This window comes from Bacillus sp. CFBP9009 (assembly GCF_036541465.1).
GTDB lineage: Bacteria > Bacillota > Bacilli > Bacillales > DSM-1321 > Peribacillus.
In genome coordinates, this window is record NZ_JAZHFU010000003.1 from 295,032 (window position 1) to 320,045 (window position 25,014).

18 protein-coding genes are annotated in these 25,014 nt (G+C 33.2%); 15 read left to right on the top strand and 3 right to left on the bottom strand.

Annotation, left to right across the window (positions count from 1 at the left end; all coding sequences use genetic code 11):
- Window position 1: 1 nt before the first annotated feature.
- From V3595_RS10800 to V3595_RS10830, 7 genes are all read left to right on the top strand, one after another.
- Window positions 2-1,285: a hypothetical protein gene (locus tag V3595_RS10800; protein ID WP_485907156.1), complete on the top strand. Its 1,284-nt coding sequence runs from the start codon at window positions 2-4 to the stop codon at window positions 1,283-1,285.
- Window positions 1,278-1,790, top strand: coding sequence for a three component ABC system middle component (locus V3595_RS10805; RefSeq protein ID WP_485907158.1), 513 nt, complete (start codon window positions 1,278-1,280; stop codon window positions 1,788-1,790). Before V3595_RS10800 ends, V3595_RS10805 begins: the two co-directional genes overlap by 8 nt.
- The gene (locus tag V3595_RS10810; RefSeq protein WP_485907160.1) at window positions 1,787-3,679 is read left to right on the top strand and encodes a DUF3732 domain-containing protein; all 1,893 of its coding nucleotides are present in this window, start codon (window positions 1,787-1,789) and stop codon (window positions 3,677-3,679) included. The genes V3595_RS10805 and V3595_RS10810 overlap by 4 nt, the downstream gene beginning before the upstream one ends.
- 492 nt (window positions 3,680-4,171) lie before the next feature.
- Window positions 4,172-5,098, top strand: a complete 927-nt coding sequence (locus tag V3595_RS10815) for a hypothetical protein (RefSeq protein ID WP_485907162.1) — start codon at window positions 4,172-4,174, stop codon at window positions 5,096-5,098.
- Between the two features lie 525 nt (window positions 5,099-5,623).
- Complete coding sequence (locus V3595_RS10820; RefSeq protein WP_485907164.1) at window positions 5,624-8,410, top strand: TrlF family AAA-like ATPase; 2,787 nt, start codon at window positions 5,624-5,626, stop codon at window positions 8,408-8,410.
- A gap of 1,025 nt (window positions 8,411-9,435) precedes the next feature.
- Complete coding sequence (locus V3595_RS10825) at window positions 9,436-10,998, top strand: DUF4365 domain-containing protein (protein WP_485907166.1); 1,563 nt, start codon at window positions 9,436-9,438, stop codon at window positions 10,996-10,998.
- A gap of 319 nt (window positions 10,999-11,317) precedes the next feature.
- A complete protein-coding gene (locus V3595_RS10830; RefSeq protein WP_485907167.1) occupies window positions 11,318-12,331 on the top strand; it encodes a hypothetical protein in 1,014 nt (337 codons plus the stop codon).
- A 651-nt stretch (window positions 12,332-12,982) separates the two neighbouring features.
- Here V3595_RS10830 and V3595_RS10835 read toward each other — a convergent pair.
- Together V3595_RS10835 and V3595_RS10840 are read right to left on the bottom strand one after the other, a co-directional pair.
- Window positions 12,983-13,525 (bottom strand): site-specific integrase, encoded by a 543-nt coding sequence (locus V3595_RS10835; RefSeq protein ID WP_485907169.1) that lies wholly within the window; start codon window positions 13,523-13,525, stop codon window positions 12,983-12,985.
- An 18-nt stretch (window positions 13,526-13,543) separates the two neighbouring features.
- Window positions 13,544-13,813, bottom strand: a complete 270-nt coding sequence (locus V3595_RS10840; protein ID WP_485907171.1) for a hypothetical protein — start codon at window positions 13,811-13,813, stop codon at window positions 13,544-13,546.
- Window positions 13,814-14,954: 1,141 nt separating this feature from the next.
- Between V3595_RS10840 and V3595_RS10845 the strand changes: the two genes are divergently transcribed.
- The 6 genes from V3595_RS10845 to V3595_RS10870 all read left to right on the top strand — a co-directional run bounded on the left by V3595_RS10845 (window position 14,955) and on the right by V3595_RS10870 (window position 20,553).
- Window positions 14,955-15,257: a WXG100 family type VII secretion target gene (locus V3595_RS10845; protein WP_268572502.1), complete on the top strand. Its 303-nt coding sequence runs from the start codon at window positions 14,955-14,957 to the stop codon at window positions 15,255-15,257.
- Window positions 15,258-15,292: 35 nt separating this feature from the next.
- The gene (locus tag V3595_RS10850; protein WP_157831085.1) at window positions 15,293-15,460 is read left to right on the top strand and encodes a hypothetical protein; all 168 of its coding nucleotides are present in this window, start codon (window positions 15,293-15,295) and stop codon (window positions 15,458-15,460) included.
- Between the two features lie 261 nt (window positions 15,461-15,721).
- Window positions 15,722-16,969 carry a glycine zipper domain-containing protein gene (locus tag V3595_RS10855; RefSeq protein ID WP_485907174.1) on the top strand — a complete coding sequence of 416 codons (1,248 nt, stop codon included), beginning with the start codon at window positions 15,722-15,724 and terminating at the stop codon, window positions 16,967-16,969.
- Window positions 16,970-16,978: 9 nt separating this feature from the next.
- Window positions 16,979-17,776, top strand: coding sequence for a hypothetical protein (locus V3595_RS10860; protein ID WP_485907175.1), 798 nt, complete (start codon window positions 16,979-16,981; stop codon window positions 17,774-17,776).
- Between the two features lie 13 nt (window positions 17,777-17,789).
- On the top strand, window positions 17,790-18,347 hold the full coding sequence (locus V3595_RS10865) for a DUF5381 family protein (RefSeq protein ID WP_485907177.1): 558 nt from the start codon (window positions 17,790-17,792) through the stop codon (window positions 18,345-18,347).
- A 1,378-nt stretch (window positions 18,348-19,725) separates the two neighbouring features.
- Window positions 19,726-20,553 carry a hypothetical protein gene (locus V3595_RS10870; RefSeq protein WP_485907179.1) on the top strand — a complete coding sequence of 276 codons (828 nt, stop codon included), beginning with the start codon at window positions 19,726-19,728 and terminating at the stop codon, window positions 20,551-20,553.
- Window positions 20,554-21,138: 585 nt separating this feature from the next.
- Here the strand turns inward: V3595_RS10870 and V3595_RS10875 are convergent.
- On the bottom strand, window positions 21,139-22,275 hold the full coding sequence (locus V3595_RS10875; protein WP_485907180.1) for a site-2 protease family protein: 1,137 nt from the start codon (window positions 22,273-22,275) through the stop codon (window positions 21,139-21,141).
- 1,194 nt (window positions 22,276-23,469) lie between these two features.
- On the opposite strand from V3595_RS10875, the gene truA reads away from it, so the two are divergent.
- Complete coding sequence (gene truA / locus V3595_RS10880) at window positions 23,470-24,207, top strand: tRNA pseudouridine(38-40) synthase TruA (protein ID WP_485907182.1); 738 nt, start codon at window positions 23,470-23,472, stop codon at window positions 24,205-24,207.
- A gap of 99 nt (window positions 24,208-24,306) precedes the next feature.
- The gene (locus V3595_RS10885) at window positions 24,307-24,831 is read left to right on the top strand and encodes a type 1 glutamine amidotransferase domain-containing protein (RefSeq protein ID WP_485907184.1); all 525 of its coding nucleotides are present in this window, start codon (window positions 24,307-24,309) and stop codon (window positions 24,829-24,831) included.
- Window positions 24,832-25,014: the final 183 nt, after the last annotated feature.

Sequence of the window (25,014 nt, forward strand, 5' to 3'; positions counted from 1 at the left end):
AGTGTCGGAAAAACAAATGACGGTTCAAGAAAAAACATCAGCGGATTCAAAATCAATCGGTTTTGATTATCAATATTATTATTTTTTATATCAATTGTTACAGTTAAAAACTGGGCAAATAGTAGGTTATGAGGTTAAAGATGATGTGCATATCGATAAACCAGATGGAGAACAAATTCTAATACAGTTAAAGCACTCAATTGAAACGAGGGCAGACGGGGGCATAGTTAACTTAACAGAAAAAGATGAAGATATATGGAAAACGATTTCGAATTGGATAAAAATTATTAATGATCCAGTTGAAAAGAGGACATCTTTAGAGGCACAAATAAATTTTATCGATAAAACTGAATTTCAATTGGTAACTAATAAATCTAACTCTACATCAAATCAGTTTATAAAAAAACTGGCTGAGTATCAAAATGGTAAGCTGACTGTGGGGGATTTGAAATCATACTTAAAAATACTTAGTAGTCCTAAAACTGGCAAGGATACTCCTAAAGTTGACAAATACATCTCTACACTAGAAAGTCAGGCGGAAGAATGGCTACAACAATTTTTAAATAAATTGAGAATAGAGCATAATAAGGATGATTTAATCCAATGTATTAAATTACGGATTAAAGAGAAAAATGTAAAACATTCGCGTATTGATGATGTGTTTGCTTCGATAGATTCTCACTTAAAAACTTTAATTTATGATGATGTCAAGGCTCGTAGAAAGGTATTATTCACTTTTGATGAGTATGATAAACATTTTACTAGATTCTTTGAATGGGGAAGAAGTATAAAATTACCTATTATTTTAGGTGATAAAAAAGTGTCCTTACCTAAAAATCCAGAAAAATATACTTTTATTAAACAATTAATTGATATAGAAATTATAAGCCAGCTAGATAACGATTTTGAAGACAGCTTGATTAGTGTTTTTACAAGTAAGTATGAAATGCACAATAATCTATTCCGTTGGCTTCAACAGGATGAAATTACTGAAGACGTAATACGACAATTTGATGAGGAAACAATACTAATATGGACAAATATTTTTGGGAGCATTTACAATAAGTTAAAAAGGAAACTTCGTCGAATGCCAATCGAACAAATTGATCAGGATGAATTGTTGGACTTAGCGAGTCAATGTTATTTTGAAGCATTAAAATTAAATCTCTCAATAGATGAGACCTCGCTAAATACTAGTATGAGTAATGGACAGTTTTATCTATTATCTGATATTCCGGCTCTTGGATGGGATATTAGATGGAAAGAAAGGTACTTAAATGAGTAATTCGGAAGCTTGGATTAATGGAGAAGTATCCCATTTTAATAACAACTATGTTAATCTCTATAATAACGAAATAATAGGATGCATTGGAATATATTCAGTTACAAAGCATATGAAATCTATAAGTTCAGCAAAAGCACTTTTAATACTTCCTATGGTATTTCAAAACGATTTATTGAGTTATATGGGTAGGTCTAATGTTGATGTAAAGAGTATTGAACAACTTATTTTAAGGAAACCAGATTTATTATCAAACTTTAATGAACGTTTCTACTCACTGTTACAAGTTTCTGTTAATTCGATTTTAATATTAAATGCACTTAACTTTTTAACTATAAACCCAGATGGAAAAATCGAACTACTAGGTGAAAGAGATTTTATTCCTAGTTATGAAAAAGAGGAAATAGGTAAAAGAGCTTTTCAGATAATTAATGTGTCATATAAAGTTGCAAAATTACTAGAGGATAAAGTCGAAAATTTATACCTTCAACTAAGGGTGAAATTATGAGATTTCATATTAATAAACTTATACTGTGGCTAAAAAACGGTAATATACGAGAATTAAACTTTAAAAACAATAAGGTAAATGTTATTACCGGTGAAAGTGGAACTGGTAAATCAGAAATCATTAGTATTATTGATTATTGCTTTTTTGCTAGTAGAATTGATATAACTGAGGAAAAAATTAATGAAAATGTAAATTGGTATGGTATCAAATTTACTATCAATGATAAAGTATATACTATTGCACGAGGCACAATAAATCAAAGGAAACTGTCTTCTGAGTATTACTTTTCATCATTAGGAGATATACCAGAAATTCCTGAAAGTAATATGCAGGAAAAAGATATTAAAAAAATTATAGATAAAGAATTTAGCATTACCGATAAAACCGTTTTTTCGTTTGGTGGAAACAAAATATCACTGGGAAGTAAAATTTCCCCAAGATATTTTTTTATGTTTAATACACAATCTGGTGATGTAATTACGCATAGTGAAGTATTCTTTGATAAGCAAAATAACGACAAATATAGGGAAGCTCTAACTAGAATTTTTGATTTAGCGGTAGGAATAGAAACTGAAGAAAACCTAAGTCTAAAAGAAAAAATAGCAAATTTAAGCAAAGATATTAACTCTTTAAAAAGAAAGCAGCTGGTTTTTGATAAAGAAATTAATGTTTTCAATGATAATATTATCTCGTTAGTACAAAAAGCCCAAAACTATAACTTATTAGAATACAAGTCTTTTGAATTCGATGAAGCCTTTTCGAAATTAAAAGAAATAACTAATAGTTATAAGGAAGAAAACATTGATATAAATTTAGATAAAATTAATAAGTTAAAGATAGATAAGAATACACTAATAAGAAAAGTAAGAAATTTAAAGAGATTCAAAAAAGAATACCAGGAGTATAGAAAGCTTGAAGCTGTTAATCTAGATAGTTTAAAACCAGTGGTAGCCATTAAAGAGGCATACTATAAACTTCTAGGATCACCAGAGGTCGATTTAATTATTAATGCTTTAAATGAGGAGTATTATGAAATAAAGAAAAATATTGAAGGTAAACCCCCATTCGATTTTAACATTGATAACAAAATAAAAGAGTATGAAAAAAGTATTCAAAAAATAAATACACAAATTAATGATATTCCTATTAACGAAATGAAAACAAGGAATGAAATAGATAAATTAATGTTTATTGGGGAGCTCAAAGCTAAACTATCCCTTTATGAATCCCAATGGGAAGATTCTAAAGACAAGATTCAACAAAAAAATAAATTGGAAACAAAATTGTCTTTGAAAGCTGAATTAGAAAAAGAGGTAATTGATTATACAGAAACAAAAGAGGCAATATTACGTCTTCTTGACGAAGTAATTCAAAATTATTTGGATCAGAGTGCAGATGCTATTCCAACCTATAAAGGATACAAATCTGCTTTTCAATATAAGGAAAAAAGTTTAAAGCTAAAAGCACCAAAAGCTTTATTACCTAGTAAGGTTGGGAGTAGTTCAAATCACCTATTTTTACATTTGTGTCTCTTTTTAGGTTTGCAAGAGTTAATTATAAGACAAAAATCACCATATGTTCCTTACTGGTTAATACTTGACCAACCAAGTCGGCCTTATTTTGGAGAAGAGGACAAAAAAGAACTAAAAGAATGGAAAGATGTTTTAAGTACGGACCGGTCAAAAATAAAAATTGCAATGCAGCTGTTAAACGACTACATTACATATATAAATAATGAATTGAGTATGGACTTTCAAATTATAGTATTAGAACATATTCCAAAGTCCATATGGGAGGAGGCAAAATTACAAAACTTTTATCTTGTTGATAAAGAGTTTAGTAATGGGAATGCATTAATTAGATTTGATAAGAATGAAAACCCTTATTAAGCTAATGGGCATTTATTGAGCTGCTGCGGCAGCTTTTTTGTTCCAATAACGGGGCAATATAGCTGAAGAAGGAATTTGGATATCCAATGCGGAACTTAAAGTAGTAGCTCAATGACTTTGTACCTACTAGCTCAAGAATAGACATTTGCGGATCAATAATACTACCACTATCTATGAGATAAATTAATTAATATGTCTTTGGAACGGATTATCATTTTTTCTCGCAGCAGGGAGTGTACAAAAGGAGTTAGAGAAGGCGTGACGGCTACTCTCTTGAGATTGTTCGACTAACAAGTGCTTTAATTCATTAACAGGAGCTGAAATACACCTTGAGAATGATGATATAAGCTTATTGTCGTCCAAAGAACCATTAAAAGAAGTTAACCTCTTATGGGGTTATTGTATTGTATTGTTTATATTGAAGATATAAGTCTGTTTATAAAAACAGATGAATAAAATTGTTTGGAAAATCCCATTTTAGGAGGAATTTTTGTGTCTTCTCTATTAATTAATTGGAACGACAATCCGATTTACATATATTATAAGCTATCAGATTTAGCCTACCAAATTAAAGGAAACAAAGAAAAACACAAAAAAATTATTCAACAAGAATTGAATAAATTAAGTATGGATATATATGGGGGGGAATTAAAGTTTAATATTATAGATGGTGTCAAAAATAACACCCATTTAGGACAAATGTTTAATAAGCATCCATTTTCTACAAATGCTGAAGACACATCGAAAATGATTAAGTTGAACATAACTGGTTTTCAAGCGATGGCGGTTGTTCAAGAGAACAGTGATAAATTATTTATTGCCTTAGCAGGGACAAATGAATATTTTGACGCAAAAAATGCAGCTGTAAACCTCTTTGGTTTTAAAGTTCCAGGACAAACTTATCAATCGCAATTATATATTAATTATCTATATGATAAATTTCCTGAATATAGGGATTATAAATGGTATTTTGTCGGTCATTCTTTAGGAGGCTGGTTAGCTGTTAAAACTTATTTAGATATTAATTCCACTACCTGGTTAAATGCACCAACTAAATTTAAATTTGGCGGTGCTATTCACAATATAAAAATTAATGGAGTTTTTACGTTCAACCCACTAGGTATAAATAAGAGTGGTGTTACCGCACAACAATGGGTTGATAATGACGATAATGCTTACGATAATGTTATTATGAATTATGTTATTGAAAACGAATGGTTATATGAAATTCAAAAAATGAATCCACAAACAATAAACTACTTTGGTTCAATTAAAAAATTTAACAAAGGGATAAAAGATTATAAACAATTTGGTTTCAAACCCAATTGGCCTGTTAAGGACACATTAACTTATTATATGTTTCATAAAACAATCAGACAAGGGCACAGCTTATCCAATTTTGAAGAATATGTTAAATGATAAATACGATCCAAAGGAATAACAAAGACGGGTATCTATTACCTGTCTTTTTTTATTGAATAATAAAGAAAACATTCTAAAATAGGTATGGATGTTTAAGGGAAGTACTTGAAAGAGAAATTTATTATAATTAAAGAACTTTTCTGTTTTGGAGTACTAGCAGCAATAAAAGGCATAAAGTCTATACATTAGCAGAACAATCAACTTAGAATTCGCTCTGTTTTTGTTTCGAAAATATTACCGTGTGATATATCTCAAAATAATTTTTAGTTTGAATTTTAAAAAGTAGGTTTTATATCATTCAACCATAATATTGGAAGTTATTCGGCGATAACTCGTCTCTGGTTCTTATAGAATTAACAAATCACCTTATTGAATTGTGTCGAGTGTTGTATAATAGATAATTATGGAAACTAATACTTTTGTAAAAGGTGGAAGTGATCTATAAAGGTAACTACAGGAAGACAGCAATCGGTTAATGTTAGAAAAAAAGGTAATAACCTATTTACCTAACGGAGGTATAGAATGGATTTTAGAGGAAATCGATGGTATAAATGTGACTTGCATTTGCATACAACAGAAAGTAAATGTTTCACTAATAAAGAAGTAACCGCAGAGGAATGGGTCCAAGCTTGCTTGGATAAGGAATTAGAAGTGGTTGCTGTTACGGACCATAACAGTGGTAATAACATCGATAAGATTATTGAGGCTGCCGAAGATACAGCTTTAACTGTTTTTCCTGGTGTAGAGATTACTTGTGATACATCTAAAGTTCATCTATTAATCTTGTTTGATAAGGATAAGCGTTCAAGAGACATAAATGAATTTCTTCATTATTGCGGAATTCAAGACCATAAGTTCGCTGAACAAGACGCAACCACAGATGAAACGGAAACTCTATTTACCGTTGCAGATAAGGCTAATAGGCGTGGGGCCCTTGTTATTCCAGCTCATATAGATGAGTATAGTGGCATCTCAGAGACCAGTTACCAGACAATGCAAACGTTCTTGGATAAATCTTATATCAATGGTGTTCAAGTTGTTAATGAAGAACTATATAAACAAGAAAATTACTCCACTCAAGAACGTATCGAAGCACTTACTGAACGATATCCCAGCATTAATGAAGAACTTATAAAAAAGTGGAGTAACGCAGTAAAGTTATCGCAGCGAAAAAACAAGGCGATTCTTACTTTTTCAGATAATCCAAGTGGTCCAAAAGAAACTACCCACGGGCTTTGGGGAATAGGGAAAAGATATACTTGGATCAAAATGGAAGAAGAAGTATCCTTGGAGAGTCTGAGACACGCTTTATTAATGCCCCATCAGAAAATCAGGAACGATTTTGAGTATAAGTCCAACCCTTATACTAAACCAGAACTACTTATTAAAGGCTTAATGATACAAAAAACTGTTTTAAACTCGGAAAATCCTATCCAAATTCAATTTAACTCTCAATTGAATACAATTATAGGTGGACGTGGGACCGGCAAATCTGCTATAAATCGAATCATCCGTGGTCTTTTGGACTATAATAATGACCTTGTTGATTTCAGTGAACTACTCAAAGAACAAACAAATTTCTATAAACAATTTGAAACTCCTAGAGCAGAAGATGAAAAAAAAGGGATTTTCACGAATGATACGATAATAGAGCTCTTTTTAGAAAGATTGGGGCGTACATATAAAATTGTCTACTCCAGCTTTCACGGAGATCAATTCTCAAAAACTTATTATAAATTGAATGACAATGGGGCTTTCGAAGAGTCGACTGATTCAATCTTAGAACTATTTCGTGCGGAAATTTATTCTCAAAAGCAAATCTACCACATTGCTACACGCCCTAATGCTCTTAGAGAGAAGATTGACCAATCTATTGATTCATTAGAACAACTCTCGAATGCAATAGTCGAGATTCAAGATAACTATTTTGTGACATCTGCTAAAATAAGAACCCTTCAAAATCGAATTTATAAAAAAGGAAGAATTGATTTAGAGAAAAATGATATTAAAGAAAGACTTTTAGAGTTTGAAGAAAAGGGCTATCAAACCATTTTAAAAGAACAGAAGGATGCTGAAGCTGAGTATACTCTTCTGCAAAAAGTAACCAATGACCTAGAGCAGAAAGAAATTAGACTTCGAGAATTTATCGACGAATTCACTTACCTTGATTTTGATGCATATGAATTTACACCGGATGCAGCAGAAGAGCTAAAAATGATATTAGCCAGGAACTCTACTGAATTCCAAGAAGTTATTATAAAACTAGCGGAAGGACACACAGCCTTATCTAAAACAAAGGAATCCTTGGATTTGGCTATTGTTAATTCTAGTTGGAATCAACACTTCGAAGAAGCCAAAAAGGAATATAAATCCTTACAAGAGGAACTGACCCAAGAAGAATTAAGTGACTTAGGTAATATAGAAGCCCTTTCAAATCAATTAATCAATAAAGAAAGGGAACTTGAGGATATTGTAAAAGATGAACAAGAATTAGAGGCTTTATCAGAAGAGTTAAAAAGCATATCAGACACTTATCTGGAATTAAGAAAACAGGTCACATCTCTTCGAAGACAGTTTCTACAAACTGTACTTGCGGATACACCGAATATAAAAATTGAGGTTAAGCCATTTCGAGATTCCGAAAATTATGAAACGGAATTAAGAAAGATTTTTCAAAGACCAGATAAGTTTACAGATGATTTTCTGATTATTAATGCCTTCGTTTTTAATGGTCAGGTGGAGCGGAAGATTCAAGAATTAAGTGAGTTAATAACCTCTCTTAAAGACACGGGAGAAGCTGATAATAGGTTTACTAGGAGATTCAATACCTTAATCCAAGGATTAAATGATGAACAGATGGATAAGATTAGACTTCTATACCCAGAAGATAAAATTGAGGTCCAATACAAAGCAAATGATGCGTCAGGGTTTAAATCTATATCTAACGCTTCAGCTGGCCAAAAGACATCGGCAATACTCACCTTTCTTTTATCTTATGGAACTTCTCCTCTTCTATTGGATCAACCAGAGGATGATTTAGATAACCAACTTATTTATGAACTAATTGTAGATCGTTTAGCTAATTCAAAAAACAAACGCCAGATAATAGCTGTTACCCATAATGCGAATATTCCAGTTAATGGAGACTCTGAATGGGTGATAGCTATGAATTCCGAAAGCAAGGATATAGAAGTTCTTTGTGAAGGTTCTATTGAAGACCAGAGAATTAAAGACGTGATTTGCAACATAATGGAAGGTGGAAGAGAGGCCTTTAAACTTCGTGCCAAACGGTACAAGGTAGAAATTTAACATTTTTCTTTAAGGTTTTTAATTCTTGTATTAATAGCCCTTCAAGCTAATACTATTTTAAAAACAGACTACATTTCCTTTAGTGTAGTCTGTTTTCTAAACTTCTAGCAGCTTGTCTAGGGAACGAATGATCTTATAGCTGAATGGAATGCCACAAGAGTAAGTATCGAAAGAAGATCCAGATTCCTTAATACTTTCCCTTTACTAATGGGTGATACAAAAAAAACAAACGAATAAAAATGTAATAAGAGATGTTGTATATCATTAAATGATTTAATGAATTTCAATATAGATACTACTGTATTTGAAGATTTATTTAAAAAACTATAATCAAAGAAAACTTCTATCAACTCAAAATTTATGGAGGATGCTATTCCAACTCCTTCTTTGTTAGCAAGAGTGGTAGCCGGTATTGATGGGTTATTACAAGCTGAGTAACTCAGACGGAAAAAAGAAACCTGATGATTTATTTGAGTATCTACTATCAAAAGTGTCCACTGCGGGAACTAATGGGCAATTCTGAACCCCTTGAAATTTATCGTTATGATTGTCAGACTTATGAAGCCAAATTCCTTAAGATATAATTGTAGATCCAGCTGCAGGATGTGCAGGTTGTCTTGTATCATCTGGTGAGTACTTAAAAGAAAATCAAAATGATATGTTTTTAGTTCAGAGTTTAAGAGAGCATTTCATTCAAAGAATGTTCTACGATTTGAATGGGATGGAACATTCTTTGAATGTGTAGATACCCCTAATATTGCATACCGCGACAGGCTTTCTGAACAAAATAAGGATAATGAACAATACACACGGCTTCTTGCAGACCCACTATTTAAAAGATCGTTAGATTATGAATCTGTATCAGATGATTAATTTAAAATAAATTAGAAGCTTAAAAAGGTAGACGTTGTGCATCTTTTGTTCCAGAAGGAGTTTTATTTGGTAACTCAAATTCCCAATTATATAAAATGATTTTATCGAAATTTTTATTGTGTGAAAAAATATAATTTTATAAGGATGATTTTATGAAAAAAAGGAGTAATTCTCAAAGGATAGGAGAACTTGGGGAAACAATATTTAAGTTATATGCACAGAAAGAGCTTAATTTATTACCAAACAAGTTAGAGTTTGATTACGGATTTGACTTTCTATGCCAGTTGCAGAAGGGAAAGGAACCATCTATAGTATACCCCCTTTTTATCGGTGTGAATGTAAAATCTACTGAAAATGAAATAATATCAGCAAAACTTAATAGGGATGATATTAAGAATATTATTGCTTGTGATTTCCCTGTTTTAATTACTCTAGTTGATATAAAAAAGGAAAGAGTTTATTTTCGATTTTTTGATTTGGAATTACTTAATGCCTTCTCCAGTTTCTTAAATACAAACAGAAAAAATTTTATTATTAAGAAAGAGATAATGTACTCTGATTCTGCCCTTTTTGAAAATATGTTAAATACTGTAATGCGAAAAGAATACCGCAACTACTTAACTATTCTGAAAATAAAATTAGAACTCCATAAAATAATTGGAGAAAATAAGTTAGTTGTTAAACAAACGGAAGAGGGTTCTTTAGCAATAATTGAAGTAGCAAATCTTGAACAATTATTCATAGATAAAGATAAGGAAATTAGGAATTTGTTTTTAGCACGAGATATCAATAAAGCATCTATACCAATTGCTAGTTATAAGAATTTCGTTACCGATGAATTATCTTCAATTGCAACTAATGTAGCAGTTGTGGCACCTATATTTTATGATGAAGTAGAACTGTCAATTATAGGTGCTACTAGAGAGTTATCGAAGTGCTCCTTTGAAAAAAGAAAGTATCACGATGAAATTTCTTATTATCACCCTTCAGGGTTAACACTTATCTCTTCACAACGTAGATTAGGAGAAGATGGACAATATTATCATTTTTTTGAAATTACAGTGGAGGAAGTAACATCTAAATCTATATTTGAATACCCGGATATAATTGACTTTCTACTAAATTGCATAGAGAATACTAAAATTAAGGTATCTAATGTTAAAGGTGACGGTGTTCCTACTGAGCAATGGGGAAATTTGTTTTTTTATCGGGATATTATTAATACAATATTGAAAATATATGATGAGCTTAATATTGAAAAACCAAAGTATAAGTTATACGAACTTGACGATGAAAAAACACTAACTAATCTTTATTTCCTTCACAATTTGTTATTTGATCACGAAAATATAATGTTGCCAGGATTTATTTTAGAAAATCAAGATTATTTGACGGAAAACGTTGAGAAATTATGGAAGAATGCGATTATCACTAGTTATTTAAAAGTATACTTAGGGGGAATTACTGTTTGTTTGAGGGTGGACTGTAATGGTAGTGTTTTGTTAAAGGGAAACAATGATACTATAGGGGTTCAATTCGACACCAAGAAGAATGTAAGTATTATAAGTATCGAGCAAAATACAGGAAAAACCGTATGCTTTCCTGAATTAATCTTGGATGAGCATTCTAAAATTCTTATTTCTAATAATAATGTGGAATTTATAAGGACTGATCAATCAGAAAAGCACTATACAAAATATACACTGACTATTTAAACTATGAAAAACCTTGAAGGTCAATGCTTTTGACAAAAAAGTTTTAAACTATTTCTCGACTGCTTCTTTGGCTAAACTATTGTAGATTAGTTCTGTTAATTGTGATTGAAGAAAATCATCATTTAGTATTTTAAAAATAATTTTGTTGTATTTTTTTATCAGATTTGATCCTCGAATTATCTTCGTGAATTAAATTTACCTTTTAATGTGGTAAGTGTTAAGAATTTCAATATAAGGAGTAGATTATAACTATATATAATATTTTAAATTAGTATGATAGTAAAATTAGATGAAGATAGGGCTTTTGGAGGAAATTAAGATGTTTAAAAAGTTATTCTTAAATAAAAGAATAAATATAATTGATGGTGATAATCGGTTAGGTGCAAGCTCGGGTGAACTGAAGATAAAACTAAAAAATATGTTGGATAATGGTATGTATATAAGAGGTATACAAATATTTCATTATTCCTCAATTCATTATAATACCCGTTGGGAAAGTTATCCATTGAGATTCCTCAATGCTTTATTAAATTCTGCTGCAACCATTCAAGATGAAGGTAATAATTTATGTTTATCTGACAAAGAAGAGTCAGAGCTACAGGGTGATTCTTCAGAAGTTTTAGGAATAGGGTTATCAAATATTTTTATGTGTAAATGGTATGGGGTAAATATTAATAAAGTAGAAAAAATAGGAGGGGCTAAAAAACGTTGTGACTATAGGTTTGGATATGAAAATCAAGTAATTATATTTGAAGCTAAGGGGAGGAAAAACTCCAAAGATATTAAATCTGCTTTAAATGATTGCATAAAGAAAAAGGCTAATTATCGTGCTAATTTTATGTATTCTACAATTTGCCATTTACCGAGAAATGGTGATCCTGTACGTCTGCTTTTATTTGATCCCCCTGTAAATGATAAGGCAATAGACTATAATGAAAATTATGTAATTGCAAACCATTACAAAAGAGTTACAGAAAAAGCAGGTTTAACAGTACTATCGTCTTCAATTGAAAAGCGTATTAAAAAATTTGAGAAATCGGGTATATGGGAAAATACTCCATTAAAAAGTAATGTTTTAAAAATAGGCTATCTTATTTCTATAGGTAACAATGAATTTTGGACCAGAAGAAGTTCAGATTCAGATAGGAAAAGCAACGATATTAATATTCAATATGGTATTGATAAAAAAGTTATTGATTTACTTGAAAAATGGGATTTATCGGAACTGTCAAAATTATTTTACGATGAATTAGTTATAGAAGAAAATGATAAAGCTTTTAGTATTTTATCAGATGGTAGTCTGTTATATATCGGAAATGAAGCCATAGAATAAAAAACTTATACTCAATATAGGGAAGAAAGTGTACTAAACAAACCCATCTAACTCGCTAATTGATATGTACTGCATTATTAAATTAGTGGCAGCAGATCTTGCTAAACAAAATGTTAACATAATTATTTTTTTAAGTTATTAATTAATTTTAGCAGACCACCTGCTCACACATTTGCTAACATAATTATTTTTTTGAGCTTTATTCATTTTACTGAGTTGATATAAACACCTTACAAAACCTTGAGAAATCAACCTTCTTTACACTCATTTAATGCAATTAAACCAGTTTGATTTTATGAAACAAAATTGACAGGGAAGGGGTCGTGGGTTCGAATCCCTCACAGGTCACTACAACAAAGCCTTGGTATCCTTGTGATATCAAGGTTTTTCTGTTGTTACAGGAGATTTAGTTTGAAGTAATACAGATGAATTGGTGGCAAAATGGTGGCAAAAATCTTAAAATCTAAAAAATAGGTTATTGGTTCTTACCATTAAAAAAATTAATTAATCACACATTTTTTCCTTTCCTATTTTGTATCTTTAATATTTAATAAGTTGTCAAAGTGTTCTGCAGCTTTTTCATCTGCACTTTCTAATGCATGACCGTAAATATCGATGGTTGTTCCTATTTTTGAATGCCCTAGCCTAGCACTAATCGTTATGGACACCTTGGTTTATTAATAAGGTAGCTGATGTATGTCTTAATTCGTGAAATGTTATCACAGGTAATTCATATTTTTTCAACCGTTTTTTCCACCATCGAGTTATGCTTTTCGGGTCCATTTGTTTACCCAATTCAGAGCTAAAAAGTAAGAACCGATTTCCGCCTTCCCAACTATCCCCAGCACGTAGCTTTTGTCTAATTTTCATACTTTTATAACGTTTAAGTTGTTCTAACACACTTTGTAATAGTGTTATGGATCGCTTTGAATGTTTTGTTTTAGGTTCTTTAAAAATATATCTCTCTTCTTTTGTGCACGCTAATGTTTGTTGGATATTTATTTTCCCTTTTTCTAAGTCGACGTGATTCCATTCCAAACCTGCTATTTCACCTCGTCGCATACCTGAGGTTATTGCAAGGGTAACAATCATTTTCCACTTCATATCTTCGCCACTTAAATGGTTCATTAGCTTCCGAACTTGTTCTTCTGTAAAAACCCTACCTTCTCTCGATTGAACCTTAGGTTTTTTCACATTTTCAGCGGGGCTTTCCTATATAACCTTCCATTCAACTGCACGTTTAAATATATTTCGGAAAATACGGTGATGTTTTTCGACTGTTGCAGATGAAAAAGCACCCGGTTTTCCATCCCCTCTAGCTACGTCTTCTTGTAACTTATCTAAGAAATCAAATATTTGCAGAGTATTGATTTTTTTATCAATTTTCAAATGACCAAACTTGGGTAATATACGTTTGTTTAGGAAATTTAGGTATGTTTCATACCTAATTGTTTTTTTTTTATTTATCTTACCACTCTTCAACGAACTGAGAAAATGTATCGGCTAGAAATTCGTCACATTCAAGTATAGACTCCATACATGCCACTAAAGCAGTAAAATCCTGGGTCAGAAATCCTCCGCTACGATGGGATTTTTTATATAATGATTCAGCTCGCTCAAATGGGCTGGGATAACACTTCTTAATTAATGCTAAAGCCTTACCTGCCCACTCTAATGCATAGGAGCTGGCATATATGGGATTTTGGAAGCGCAGCAAAGTAAACTACGAGGAGTTTGATAATGTCATAGACTTCAGCCACTGTAAAAATTGCCATAGAAAATTAAAAGAAGTTCGGCATAAGTTACATGAAGGAAATACGTCTAATGATTAAGAAAAACTAATTGGAAGAAAGCCTACATCAATCCGTGAAAGTATAACAAAATTTTTTAACATATAGCGAAAACCATTTCACGTGAAAATTTCAAGAGGTAAATTGTGGTTTTTTCTGAGTTGTGATGTAATGGAGGGGCGAGGGATATACACTTTTAGGTTATGCGGGTTATGGACAATGAAAAATCCCCACCCCCTATCTCAAGAATCATAGGGATTCTAGGATAGAGGAGTGGTATTCATACGAGGAATATAACTTTAGTGTAAAGCTGGGCACTCGATGCTGCTGCTGTTTTATTCTCTCATCACGATTTGGAGAGTGTTAAGACAGATAGAAGAAAGGCAAAAAAAGAATCGAAATGAAGCAAATGTGTAGTTTTACTTTAAAAAGAGAGCTGTTTTGCCTAAATAAGGAACCAAACTGCTCTCCTCCTGAATGAAACTGCAAGTCTCAATTCATCTATTACTCAAAAGTTCCTCAACCGAATACTTCTATAGCTTTCCAACCACCTTCATTTTTAACGGCAGAAATGGATAAACCTTCTTCCTCTGCATGAGGAAAATTGCAATTTTCCTCGTTATATCATGGCATATTTGACAACTACACTCGTTATGTTAATAAAATAAAACATTATTCCTATATCTATTTCTTATTTCAATACTGGGGGCCTATGGAAGTGACTTAGTAATTATAGTAATATTTACTTATCTAAAATAGGGAATTGTTGTATTAAAATGGTATTTGAGAATAAATAGAGAAAAAGTACGTTGACTCAATAATGAGGTGAAAAGATGAATTCGGATAAAGTCAGAGCATTAACAAAAGTGTTTCAGGAATCTTCTGAGGAGTTAAAATTAGATGAATCAAAATTAATGCAGAGTATACATACGAATACGGAGACATGGGCTGGCGAAGCCCGGAAAAAATTTGATTCAATACTAGATGAAGCAGCTGTCCTATTTCAAAGACATTCAGACAATCTTTATCAAATAAGTAGAGAATTAGAAAGCGCAGCAAATGATGTTGACAGAGTGAGAGAAGAGATTGAAAGACAAAGAGAATTAGAGCGCCTTGCTTGTATGAAGGATGAGTAGAAACAAAATGAATGAAGGATATAAAGAGGTGTCATATGAAACCGAAGAATAGGGATCGTAAAAGTTTGGAAGAGGAAGGCTGGATCCTCCCGGATAAGAATAAGCAAAATAAAGATGGTAGTTTACTCCCCGGCTGCGGTGGTTTTTTTATTTTGTTCATTCAATTTGGTGTTTTGGCACATCAAATAATCACTCTTTTTTAAGTCTACCTTATGTCCGCTAAAGTTTTACAACTGTACTTGCCAATAATGATAATTGTTTTGAGAGGTTTAAAATGGCTTGTAATAAGTAGAGACAGGGAAAGAAAAAAGAAGATGACGGTAAGCAAGGAATGGATGAAAATTGGGTACCGGGTTGTGTCGACCTATTTATCCTGCCTTTATAGATTATTCTATTAGGACATCACTTTTTTCATAGTATATAGATGAAATAGTTCATAAAGGAAAAGAAAAGAGGATGATACAGTGGGGAATAAAATTTCAGTAGACCCAGGTCGTTTAGAAGATTTAGCAAATGAGTTTGTCTCGCACTTGTCAAAAATTGAAGAAGAATACAAGAGTCTTCATTTGGAACTAGTGAACCTAATTAGCAGTGCTCAAGCAGAGTATAGTCATTGTTTTTATCAAGTAGGAGATCCGTGGGGAACAGGAAATCAATTAGTTGACCTTCTGAGTGAAATGGAGATCGACCTTCGAATGACCGCCAATAAATTTTCCGATGCTGATAACTTAGTCGGTCAACTTTATAAACTGCATGAGAAATATGGAGCGCTCACTGCGATGGGTGCTTTAGTATCAAAACAGCTGGCATTTTATGGGCTAGGTTTTACGCAATTTATCAAAAATAGTGATGATGTCTATATGTATAAACATATGAATGCCCTAAATAAACTAACAGATGTAGTCGATAATTCCAAATTTCGTAATGTAGCAAGAGCCTATTTAAATCCAACCTTTTTATTGAAAAAATATAGAGATGTTCCATTTGCTGACTTAGTTCACAAAAAGGTTGCTAAATATCTTCCTGGTGATGTTGTTAAGTATACAGATAGTTCAAAGGCATTATTTGAAGGGATTAAGCATCGAGCATTGGACTCTACAACGTTTAAATCATTTCTTCAGACGGGAGCGAAATTTGCCAAAACCAACGCTGTTAGTGCAGTACTAGTAACAGGAGTAATGGAAGCAGGCGGAATGGGACTGAAAATTTCCGAAAACTATGCGAAATATGGAAATAATCCAGAGGTCTTAAAGCGAGAAAATGCTAAAGCGGTAGGAAATGCAGTGAATAATACCGTAGCGATTTCTGGAGGTTCCATTGCGGGAGCATTCGTAGGAGGTGCTCTAGGAAGTATAGTAGGCCCAGTCGGTACGGTTGTAGGAGCCGCTGCAGGTTCATTTGTAGGAGGACTTGTTGGAGAGCAAGCGGCTAAACTTACGGCAGGTATAGCAGAGAAAGCAGCGAATGTCATTAAAGAACCTATACATGATGGGCTTGAACTGATTAAAGGTGGTTTGGAGAAAGCTGGGAAAGTTGTTGAAGGTGTTAATAAAGGTGCTGATTTCGTAAATGATCAAATTAAGGATACTATTGCTGACCCAATAGGGAAGGTGGGAGAAATTGGTAATGGATTATCGAAAGCAAAAGAAACAGCGAGTTCCCTTGCCGATGGAGCAAAAGATTTTTTTGAGGATAAATTTTCATTTTTTTAAGGAGGATATATGAATACCATTCAATTAAGTATTGAAGAGTTACTTTTTTCATTTTATAGTGAAGGTTTATTTGAACAAGGAATGTCGATTAAGGGAGCCTATTTTCAAACGCTTCAAGATGCCGAGTTGAAATTAATGTTAGAAATTGCCTCTCGCTCTTTGTTAGCAAAAGATATGTTAAAGGAAGTAGATAATCAATATAAGTTAAAAGATGAATTTGCTGCCTATATTCATACATTGAATAATGCAGAAAGTACCGTAAACGCTTCTAAACATCAGCCAGACTTAAATGGAGAAGATAGTATTTCCTTTCATTTTAAAAATGGAGAGGTTTATTTACATAAAGTATTGTACGATCATCAAGTTCACTCTATTTCTAAGCTGCCGAAAGAAGAAATCCTTTCAGTTATAAGCGGTTTTTTCCATTTCCATACGTTAGAAAAGCAAGGTGAAGTTATTCTTCAGTTAAAAAGTGAAGAATTTGAAGAACTTTTAGAATATGTAAGTCAATCTCATTCTTTACCGGAGTCAATTGTTCAGAAATGGGTAAGTAAAAAGGGAGAGTCTACTAGTATCTTAGAGTTTTTAAATGATATTTCGAATAGAAACGGTAAAATGGATAGTTTAGTAAGCTTAACGTATGACTCAGAGAATAACCCTGACCTAAAAGATCTTTATTTTATGATTCCAGGAAAGAATGAATGTTGGCTAGCTACAAGGGACAACAACCTTGACCTGAGTATTCAGAGAGCAAATGAGGCATCTATTAATCAACTATTATTAACCAACAAGATTCTTCCAGCTTAAGGAGGTGCATTATTTGGTAAACGTTAAGAAAGAAAATAACACCATTCAGATAAAAGGGTCAAAGTTCATGTACGGGTGGATGTTTCTTGCGACTGTAGGTTTTTTAATTGCTTGTTTTTTCTTAATCATACACGGTTTGAAATTTGAGTCCAAGTATTCTTTATTTTACCTTGGCGGTGGTCTCATCTTTACTCCTTTTTACCTTTACCTATCGCTTTGGTCACTTCCAGGTTTTATTCCAGGAAAGGTCCTGTTAACGATTGTCCAAGGTGAAAATGGTACGATTAAGTCGAAGAAAGGTACAGTTTATATTAAGAATATCCGGAATATCGATTTAATAAGAAATCCACTGAATTTAATCAATGATATAGTCATTGACACCCTTGATAACAAAACCATAAAAATTCGTACGTATAATTTACTTGATGACCTGGATTATCAGGTGGTCGTTGATCAATATCTTTATCCCTATATTACAGAAAATGCAAAAAAAGTATGGGATCGTAAGGTGGATTTAGATAAATTGCAAAGAGTAGCCAAATACGAGCGGCAAGAGCAGAAAATTGATTAACGATCATTCAAATTAAAAGATCTCAGTCCAAAGCTGGTGATTCGCGTCCAATTGTCTTTTTCATTATCGATGATACACAATGTAAAAAGGATTGTTCATATGCTAGTACTTTTATGTCAAAGAGTTTAAACAAAAATTGGGCAGTAAAAACAACTTCTAATTCAATTTGTTTGCGGTCTCTACAAGTCATGTAGAGTGTGTAATCATTGCAACAAAGCGATGCATGTAGAATTTGCATCGCTTTGTTGATTTGTGAGTAATTCCATATCGAATATCTGCTAACATTTTGCTAACGAAATATAATAAATTATGTTAAATCCAAGTTAAAGATGTTACAGCTAGCACGAGCAATAATTTGATTTCATGCTGTTTCTTTCTACTGTTGTTAAACATATTACACTTTGAAACCACATGGGCGGCATGATGTAATGATTCAAAAAGCCAAAACCAGTCCCACCAGTCACTTCGCACGATAGCATAACATCCTCTTTATTTAATTATAGGGAGAGGATTGATTTGTTTGCCATCTTTTCAACTTAACAACAGCAACATCAAATATATTTTTATAATTACTTTTGTGGAGAATGGTTAGCAAGTAATTATATAAGAAACAGTAGCTGACTTAGTTTTCTACTTTAATGGGAAATAAAGTTTTTTATTTACCATCAGATAAACCCACTATAACACAAGGGGGTTATCTCGTGGTAAATTGGTGGCAAAACAAAACATATTGCCACCAATTACATCTGCTTATATCATACATAGAAAAAATAAAGGACCATTATATCAACGTTTTCTAACTAAATCTGTTATAATCCGATTACTTTCACTTCCTTGACAGGGAAGGGGTCGTGGGTTCGAATCCCTCACAGGTCATCAACTGCCAAAGGCTCAAATCCTTGATATAACAGGGGTTTGGGCCTTTTTTTGTTTATAAAGTTATTGCTCGTTTTGTTTTATTCAATTGGTGGCGGATAGAGCAGCATTTAAAAGGAATACAGGAAAATTATTTTAATAATTAATATATCAAGGAACTTTGAGTAAAGCCTTTTGCTTATCTGCTAACGATGGAGGTTAAAAATAAGACCATCACCGATTCGGTGTTTCGGCTGTTTTACGAAGAGATAGTCCCTTCAACATACATTCAATAAATGCAATCCATTTGTCTTCCTTTTTTGAACGATACATAGGTGAATTTGTTAAATCAGTCTATGTCTATTCGTGTTCGATATAATCAGCTGTACCAAGTGAAATTAGTTTTTGATGAAATCAGCCGAATTGGGGTCGACAATACTTACGATGGTTTAATATTGTAATAATTTAACACACAAGTTATTCTTAAATCACCTAATAAGGCACAATATTAAAGGAGAAAATAGTGAGTTATCTCGGAAAGTATTTGAAAATGCCACCAACAATTGAAAAGCTCCATAAATTAGAGAAGGAAATTGAAAAAGAAGGCCACTCCTTAAGTGAATTATCCCTTTATTTAGAATTTGACTTCTCCCCTTATGAAAATACTCCCTATGATGTCATTACATTTGCTAGTACAGGCGTTGACGGCATACATTTCGGATTTCTAACTGACTTCGGAACAGTATCTGATTTAGGGAATGCTTTTGTTGTATGTATTAGTCCAATGGATTTTGATTCACATATAAAGATTGTAGCAAGGAATATAAGGGAGTTTCTTAACTTGGTTTGTACGATGAAAGGTGCCTTAACTATTTCTAACTTTAATATCCTGGAAGATGAGGGACAGTATATTCGTTTGCTCAAAGAACTAAAACAAGTAGAACCTGAAGATGAGGAATTTGAAGAGAACGCAAACTATGTAGTGGAAAAGATAATAGCCACATTCGATAGCGAACGAATAGAAGATGTCTATCATTATGTGGAAAGAAAAGTAAGGACAGAAAGAGAGCAACAAACTATTTTATCAACTCTTGATGGGTTAGGCATAATACCTGTAGAGAACATTACAAGCAATTTTCTCCCATACAAACTTGAAAAAGATATGACGATTGACTTGGAAGAAGTGAAGGCCTTTTTAAATTCTGCAACAACAGAAAGTAAAATGGCTTTCTTCAGAGATGTCCAATTTATTTACTTAATTGCAAATGAGATAGCGTTAAAAGAATTGGTCATACATGAAATGATAAAATTAGGTTTACAGGATGAAGTCGGTAGATTATACGTGTTTTAGGTTTTTTTTTTGCCTAATTAACACCATTAACCTTAACAGAACCAAAAATTATTAAAAGGTTACTTGTAGGGGTATTTACTTAATCATAATAATCCAAACGAGGGTTTTTTTGGAACATTAATTAAGGAGGCTTTCACCAAGTCGGATATGAAAATGAAGTCAATGGAAGCCTCAATTTTACGAACCAAATGGTTCGCCGGCACCAGTTGATCTAAAGTAATCATTTCAAGTTGATCTCGCTGAATAGAATTATGTCTCGAAAGCATCCTTATCACCTCAAATTTTAATAGATCTATTTTAAAACAAAAAAGACTGTAGGCAAAAGGAGTTCTATCTAAATTTTAAAACATAGTTGATTGGAACGGAAGGTGCGAGACTCCTGCGGGAATAGCGAGTCCAAGGGAGACCCCACAGGCGCAGGTGCGCCGAGGAGGCTCCCGGACCGCCCGCGGAAAGCGAGTGCCCTACGTTCCAATCAACGTCCAAATTTGTACAAGCAAAAAAACTTTAGACAAACTCGATGAAAATCGAGTTTGTCTAAAGTTTGAGGGGACACTCATAAATGAGGTCCCCTTTCATAATGTATTACGGTAATAAAGTTTTATATTGTTCCATTAAATCACCTGCATATAAGCTTGTTATCATTAAGAAAATGGCAAGCCCAATGTATAATGAGAACCAGATGACTTTTGTTTTGAGACTCGATGAGTAATAGGATTTCTCTTTATCCCTAATTTCAGTTTGTTCTTGCACTTCTTTAAAGAACGTTGCTACTATTCGTTCATACGTGCCTATATTTTCAAAATCGGTCGGTCCGTTCTGGTATTCATTCGAATTAGCAGCATCCATTAAGGATCTATAAATATTTAATTTTACCTCGGTCAGCTGTTTTTCTTTTAGCTTATTATCACTAAATAGCGGGATATGCCAACTCTTCATGTTGTTAAACTTTTCATGTAGTTGGCTTAATTCCATATTCCAAATATTAACCAGGCGAATTTTTTCTTCATCTGTTGCACCTGCATATTGTTCTAGTTGCCTTAATCCAAATTGATTCAATTCAATGATGATGTCTCTTTGATTTCTGGTTGTCTCGCTACGGAATTCTTTCCACCACTTAGAAATACCCAATAATAAGAAAAGAATTAAAAATGGATTTGGATGGAGAAACAAATATACAACCATTCCGATAATCCCTAATACCCAAAGCTTTGTGGAGATGACTCCCACTATACGTCCTCCATCAAGAGGATGCACAGGCATTAGATTAAATAGGTTAATCATGGCTCCAAGTGTAATAACTAAAAGCCAAAATGGATTTTCCGTCATCATAAATAGGGGTATGGCTGGTAGAAATGCTAATGTACCTAATAATGGACCTCCGAAGGCAAGATAAGCTTCTTGGTTAGCATTCTTGGGCTCTTCTTTAAGGGCAATTAACGCTCCTACAAAAGGGATGAAAATAGCATTGGATGTTTTGATGCCTTTTCTCTTAGCAGCAAGTAAATGCCCCATTTCATGGATGTAAATTAGATAGACTAGGGCTACAGCAAATTTCCAACCGTAAACCAAGGCATACGCTCCTAATGAAACGAAAATAGAAATCAGGGAACCTACTTTTGCTATTTTCAATAGCGCAAACAACCATTTCATTTTTCCTAGGAAAAATAACCCGATTGCCCCCAAACTTAACCATCCTTTATTCAATTTAGATTCTTTCAAAATGTACCTCCTAGAGTAAATGGGAAAACAGATGACCCCTGTGACACTATGTCTATCTGAGCTTCTTCTTGATTTATCATCTTGCTAATATCCTTATTATATCGTATTTTTTCTTTTCCTTTTAGGAATATTTTTCTAGAGTATTAACTTTCAAGTATTACATTTTTTATAATTAAGGTTGAGTGCACCTATCACAGAAATACTAGATGGAGGTAATGAACATGATTTTTGATAAAGAAGCTGTTGATGATACAGAAGACTACGGAAAATTAGTCCCTGCAATAGAAGTGCAATAGAAAGTATATTAGAAGAAAAAAGTAAGTTTTTCCAACCGGATTATAAGGACGGAGAGTAAAAAAGGCTGGAAAAAATGAGGTTAGCGATGTTCCAACTAATAAAGCACCTATTACAATGAATGATGCTATAATTGGGTATTGAATCATTATTAATATCGAGAAAATATTTGCTACAGTTATATACTCGCCTTTGTATAAATAACGCTTCTTTTACTCATTGGAAGTCCCTTTTTATGCTTTTTCGTTAATTTTTATAAGTTGGACAATGATTATTCCATTTATTTGAAAAAGGACTTAAGCAAAAGAGTGCTGTCATGTGAAAAAATAAATTGGTTGTAATTGCTCTTATGGATAATATGTTATCTGATGAAGATAATTGTGAAATAGTTTTGACAGGGAAGGGGTCGTGGGTTCGAATCCCTCACAGGTCATCAACTGCCAAAGGTCAAATCCTTGATGTAACAAGGGTTTGGGCCTTTTTTATTTTTTGATTTCCATTTATTATTCCTGTGTGATTCTGCATTGCACAGAAACTGCATATGTGACGCCGGCTCGTTCGTTGCATGACGTTAGCCACTTTGGTACACTATGCAGAAGTGCTTTTTTAGTTTGATTGCTAGGATTTACTATCGAATCGCATGGATGAGCTGCAGGTTCTTTACATAAATCATGGTCCATGAGGCTGGGGGGTATATCCTGAACGAACCCTTAAAATGGAACTCCTTTTACTGTAGACTTGTGGAGCAGTTACAAAACCCTTTAACAACTTAACAATTTAAATGTTTTTCTAAGAAAGGACCATCTGTTCCCTCATACAGCAGGAGTTGTATGGGGGCTTGTATTTTATCAAGAATTTTCTGTTTAGATGACTTTACAGGAATAAAATAAGGAGGACGCAATGAACAATTATAAATTGACCATTCAATATGATGGCGGGCGCTATAAAGGCTGGCAGCGACTAGGTAATAGTGATGATACGATTCAAGGGAAAATAGAAAATGTATTAACGGAAATGGCAGGGGAAAAAATTGAAATCATCGGATGCAGCAGAACGGATGCCGGTGTACATGCCCTTGCTCAAATCGCCAATTTTAAGCTCGGTGAAAATCTGACTGAAGCTGAAATCATGAATTATTTGAATAGATATTTACCCCGAGATATCAGCGTTGTCGATGTTAGGCTAGTTCCTGAACGTTTTCATGCACGTTATAATGCTAAGGATAAAACCTATTTGTATAAGATCTGGAACGAGCAATATACAAATCCTTTCATGCGAAAGTACAGTATGCATGTAGAGAAAAAGCTGGATATCACAAGAATGAAAAAAGCATGTCAATTTTTTATAGGTGAACATGATTTCACTGCTTTTTCAAATGCAAAGTCTAAGAAAAAATCCATGGTGCGTGAGATATATTCCATTGATATAGAAGAAAATGCCGGCTTCATCCAAATTACGGTGCGAGGCGATGGATTTCTTTATAATATGGTTAGGAAGATTGTCGGGACGTTGATAGAAGTTGGGTTGGATGAAATAGATGCTGAAAATATACCAAGTATTATAGAGTCAAAAGAAAGAATCCAAACGGGCCGTATGGCGGAGGCAGCTGGGTTGTACTTGGTAAAGGTTGATTTTTAGGTCAAATATTGATGATCGGTTAATGCATGCATAGTGTACAGGCAGTAGAAAAAGGGAAGTATGGTAAAGGGCAATAGAACGAAAGAAGGAGAGGGTTTCATGAGATTAGCAGGAAAGAAAATAATCAGTCTTGTGCATCATGATTTTGAAGATTTAGAGCTCTGGTATCCGATTTTGCGATTAAAAGAAGAAGGAGCGATTGTTCACCTCGCTGGAGAAAATGCGAATGAAACATACATTGGAAAATATGGTGTACCAGCCATATCAGATTATGAGTATGGCAGTATTAAAGCTGAAGAATATGATGCCATTCTTGTACCGGGCGGTTGGGCACCTGACAAAATTCGCCGGTTTCCTGAAGTGATATCACTTATCCAAAGCATGGAAGAAAGTAAAAAACCAATTGGGCAAATTTGTCACGCTGGTTGGGTATTGATATCCGCTAAAATTTTACAGGGGAAGAATGTAACGAGTACACCGGGCATTAAAGATGATATGGAAAATGCGGGGGCAACTTGGATAGATAAGCCCGTCGTAGTAGATGGAAACCTTGTATCAAGCAGGCGTCCGCCTGATCTACCTGATTATTTAAGGGAATTGATAAACGTGATTGAAAAGAGTTAAATATAATAGGCTGAAAAAGTGGTTTTTCCTTCTGGAAAAACCACTTTTTATTTATGAAATATTAAAATGAAAAGGAGTATCTTCACTCATTTAATCCAGTTTAATTTTATGAAACAAAATGGAAAGGGAATGGCCAGTCAAATCATGATATGGGCCGGATTATTGTTAAGATATTTGATACTT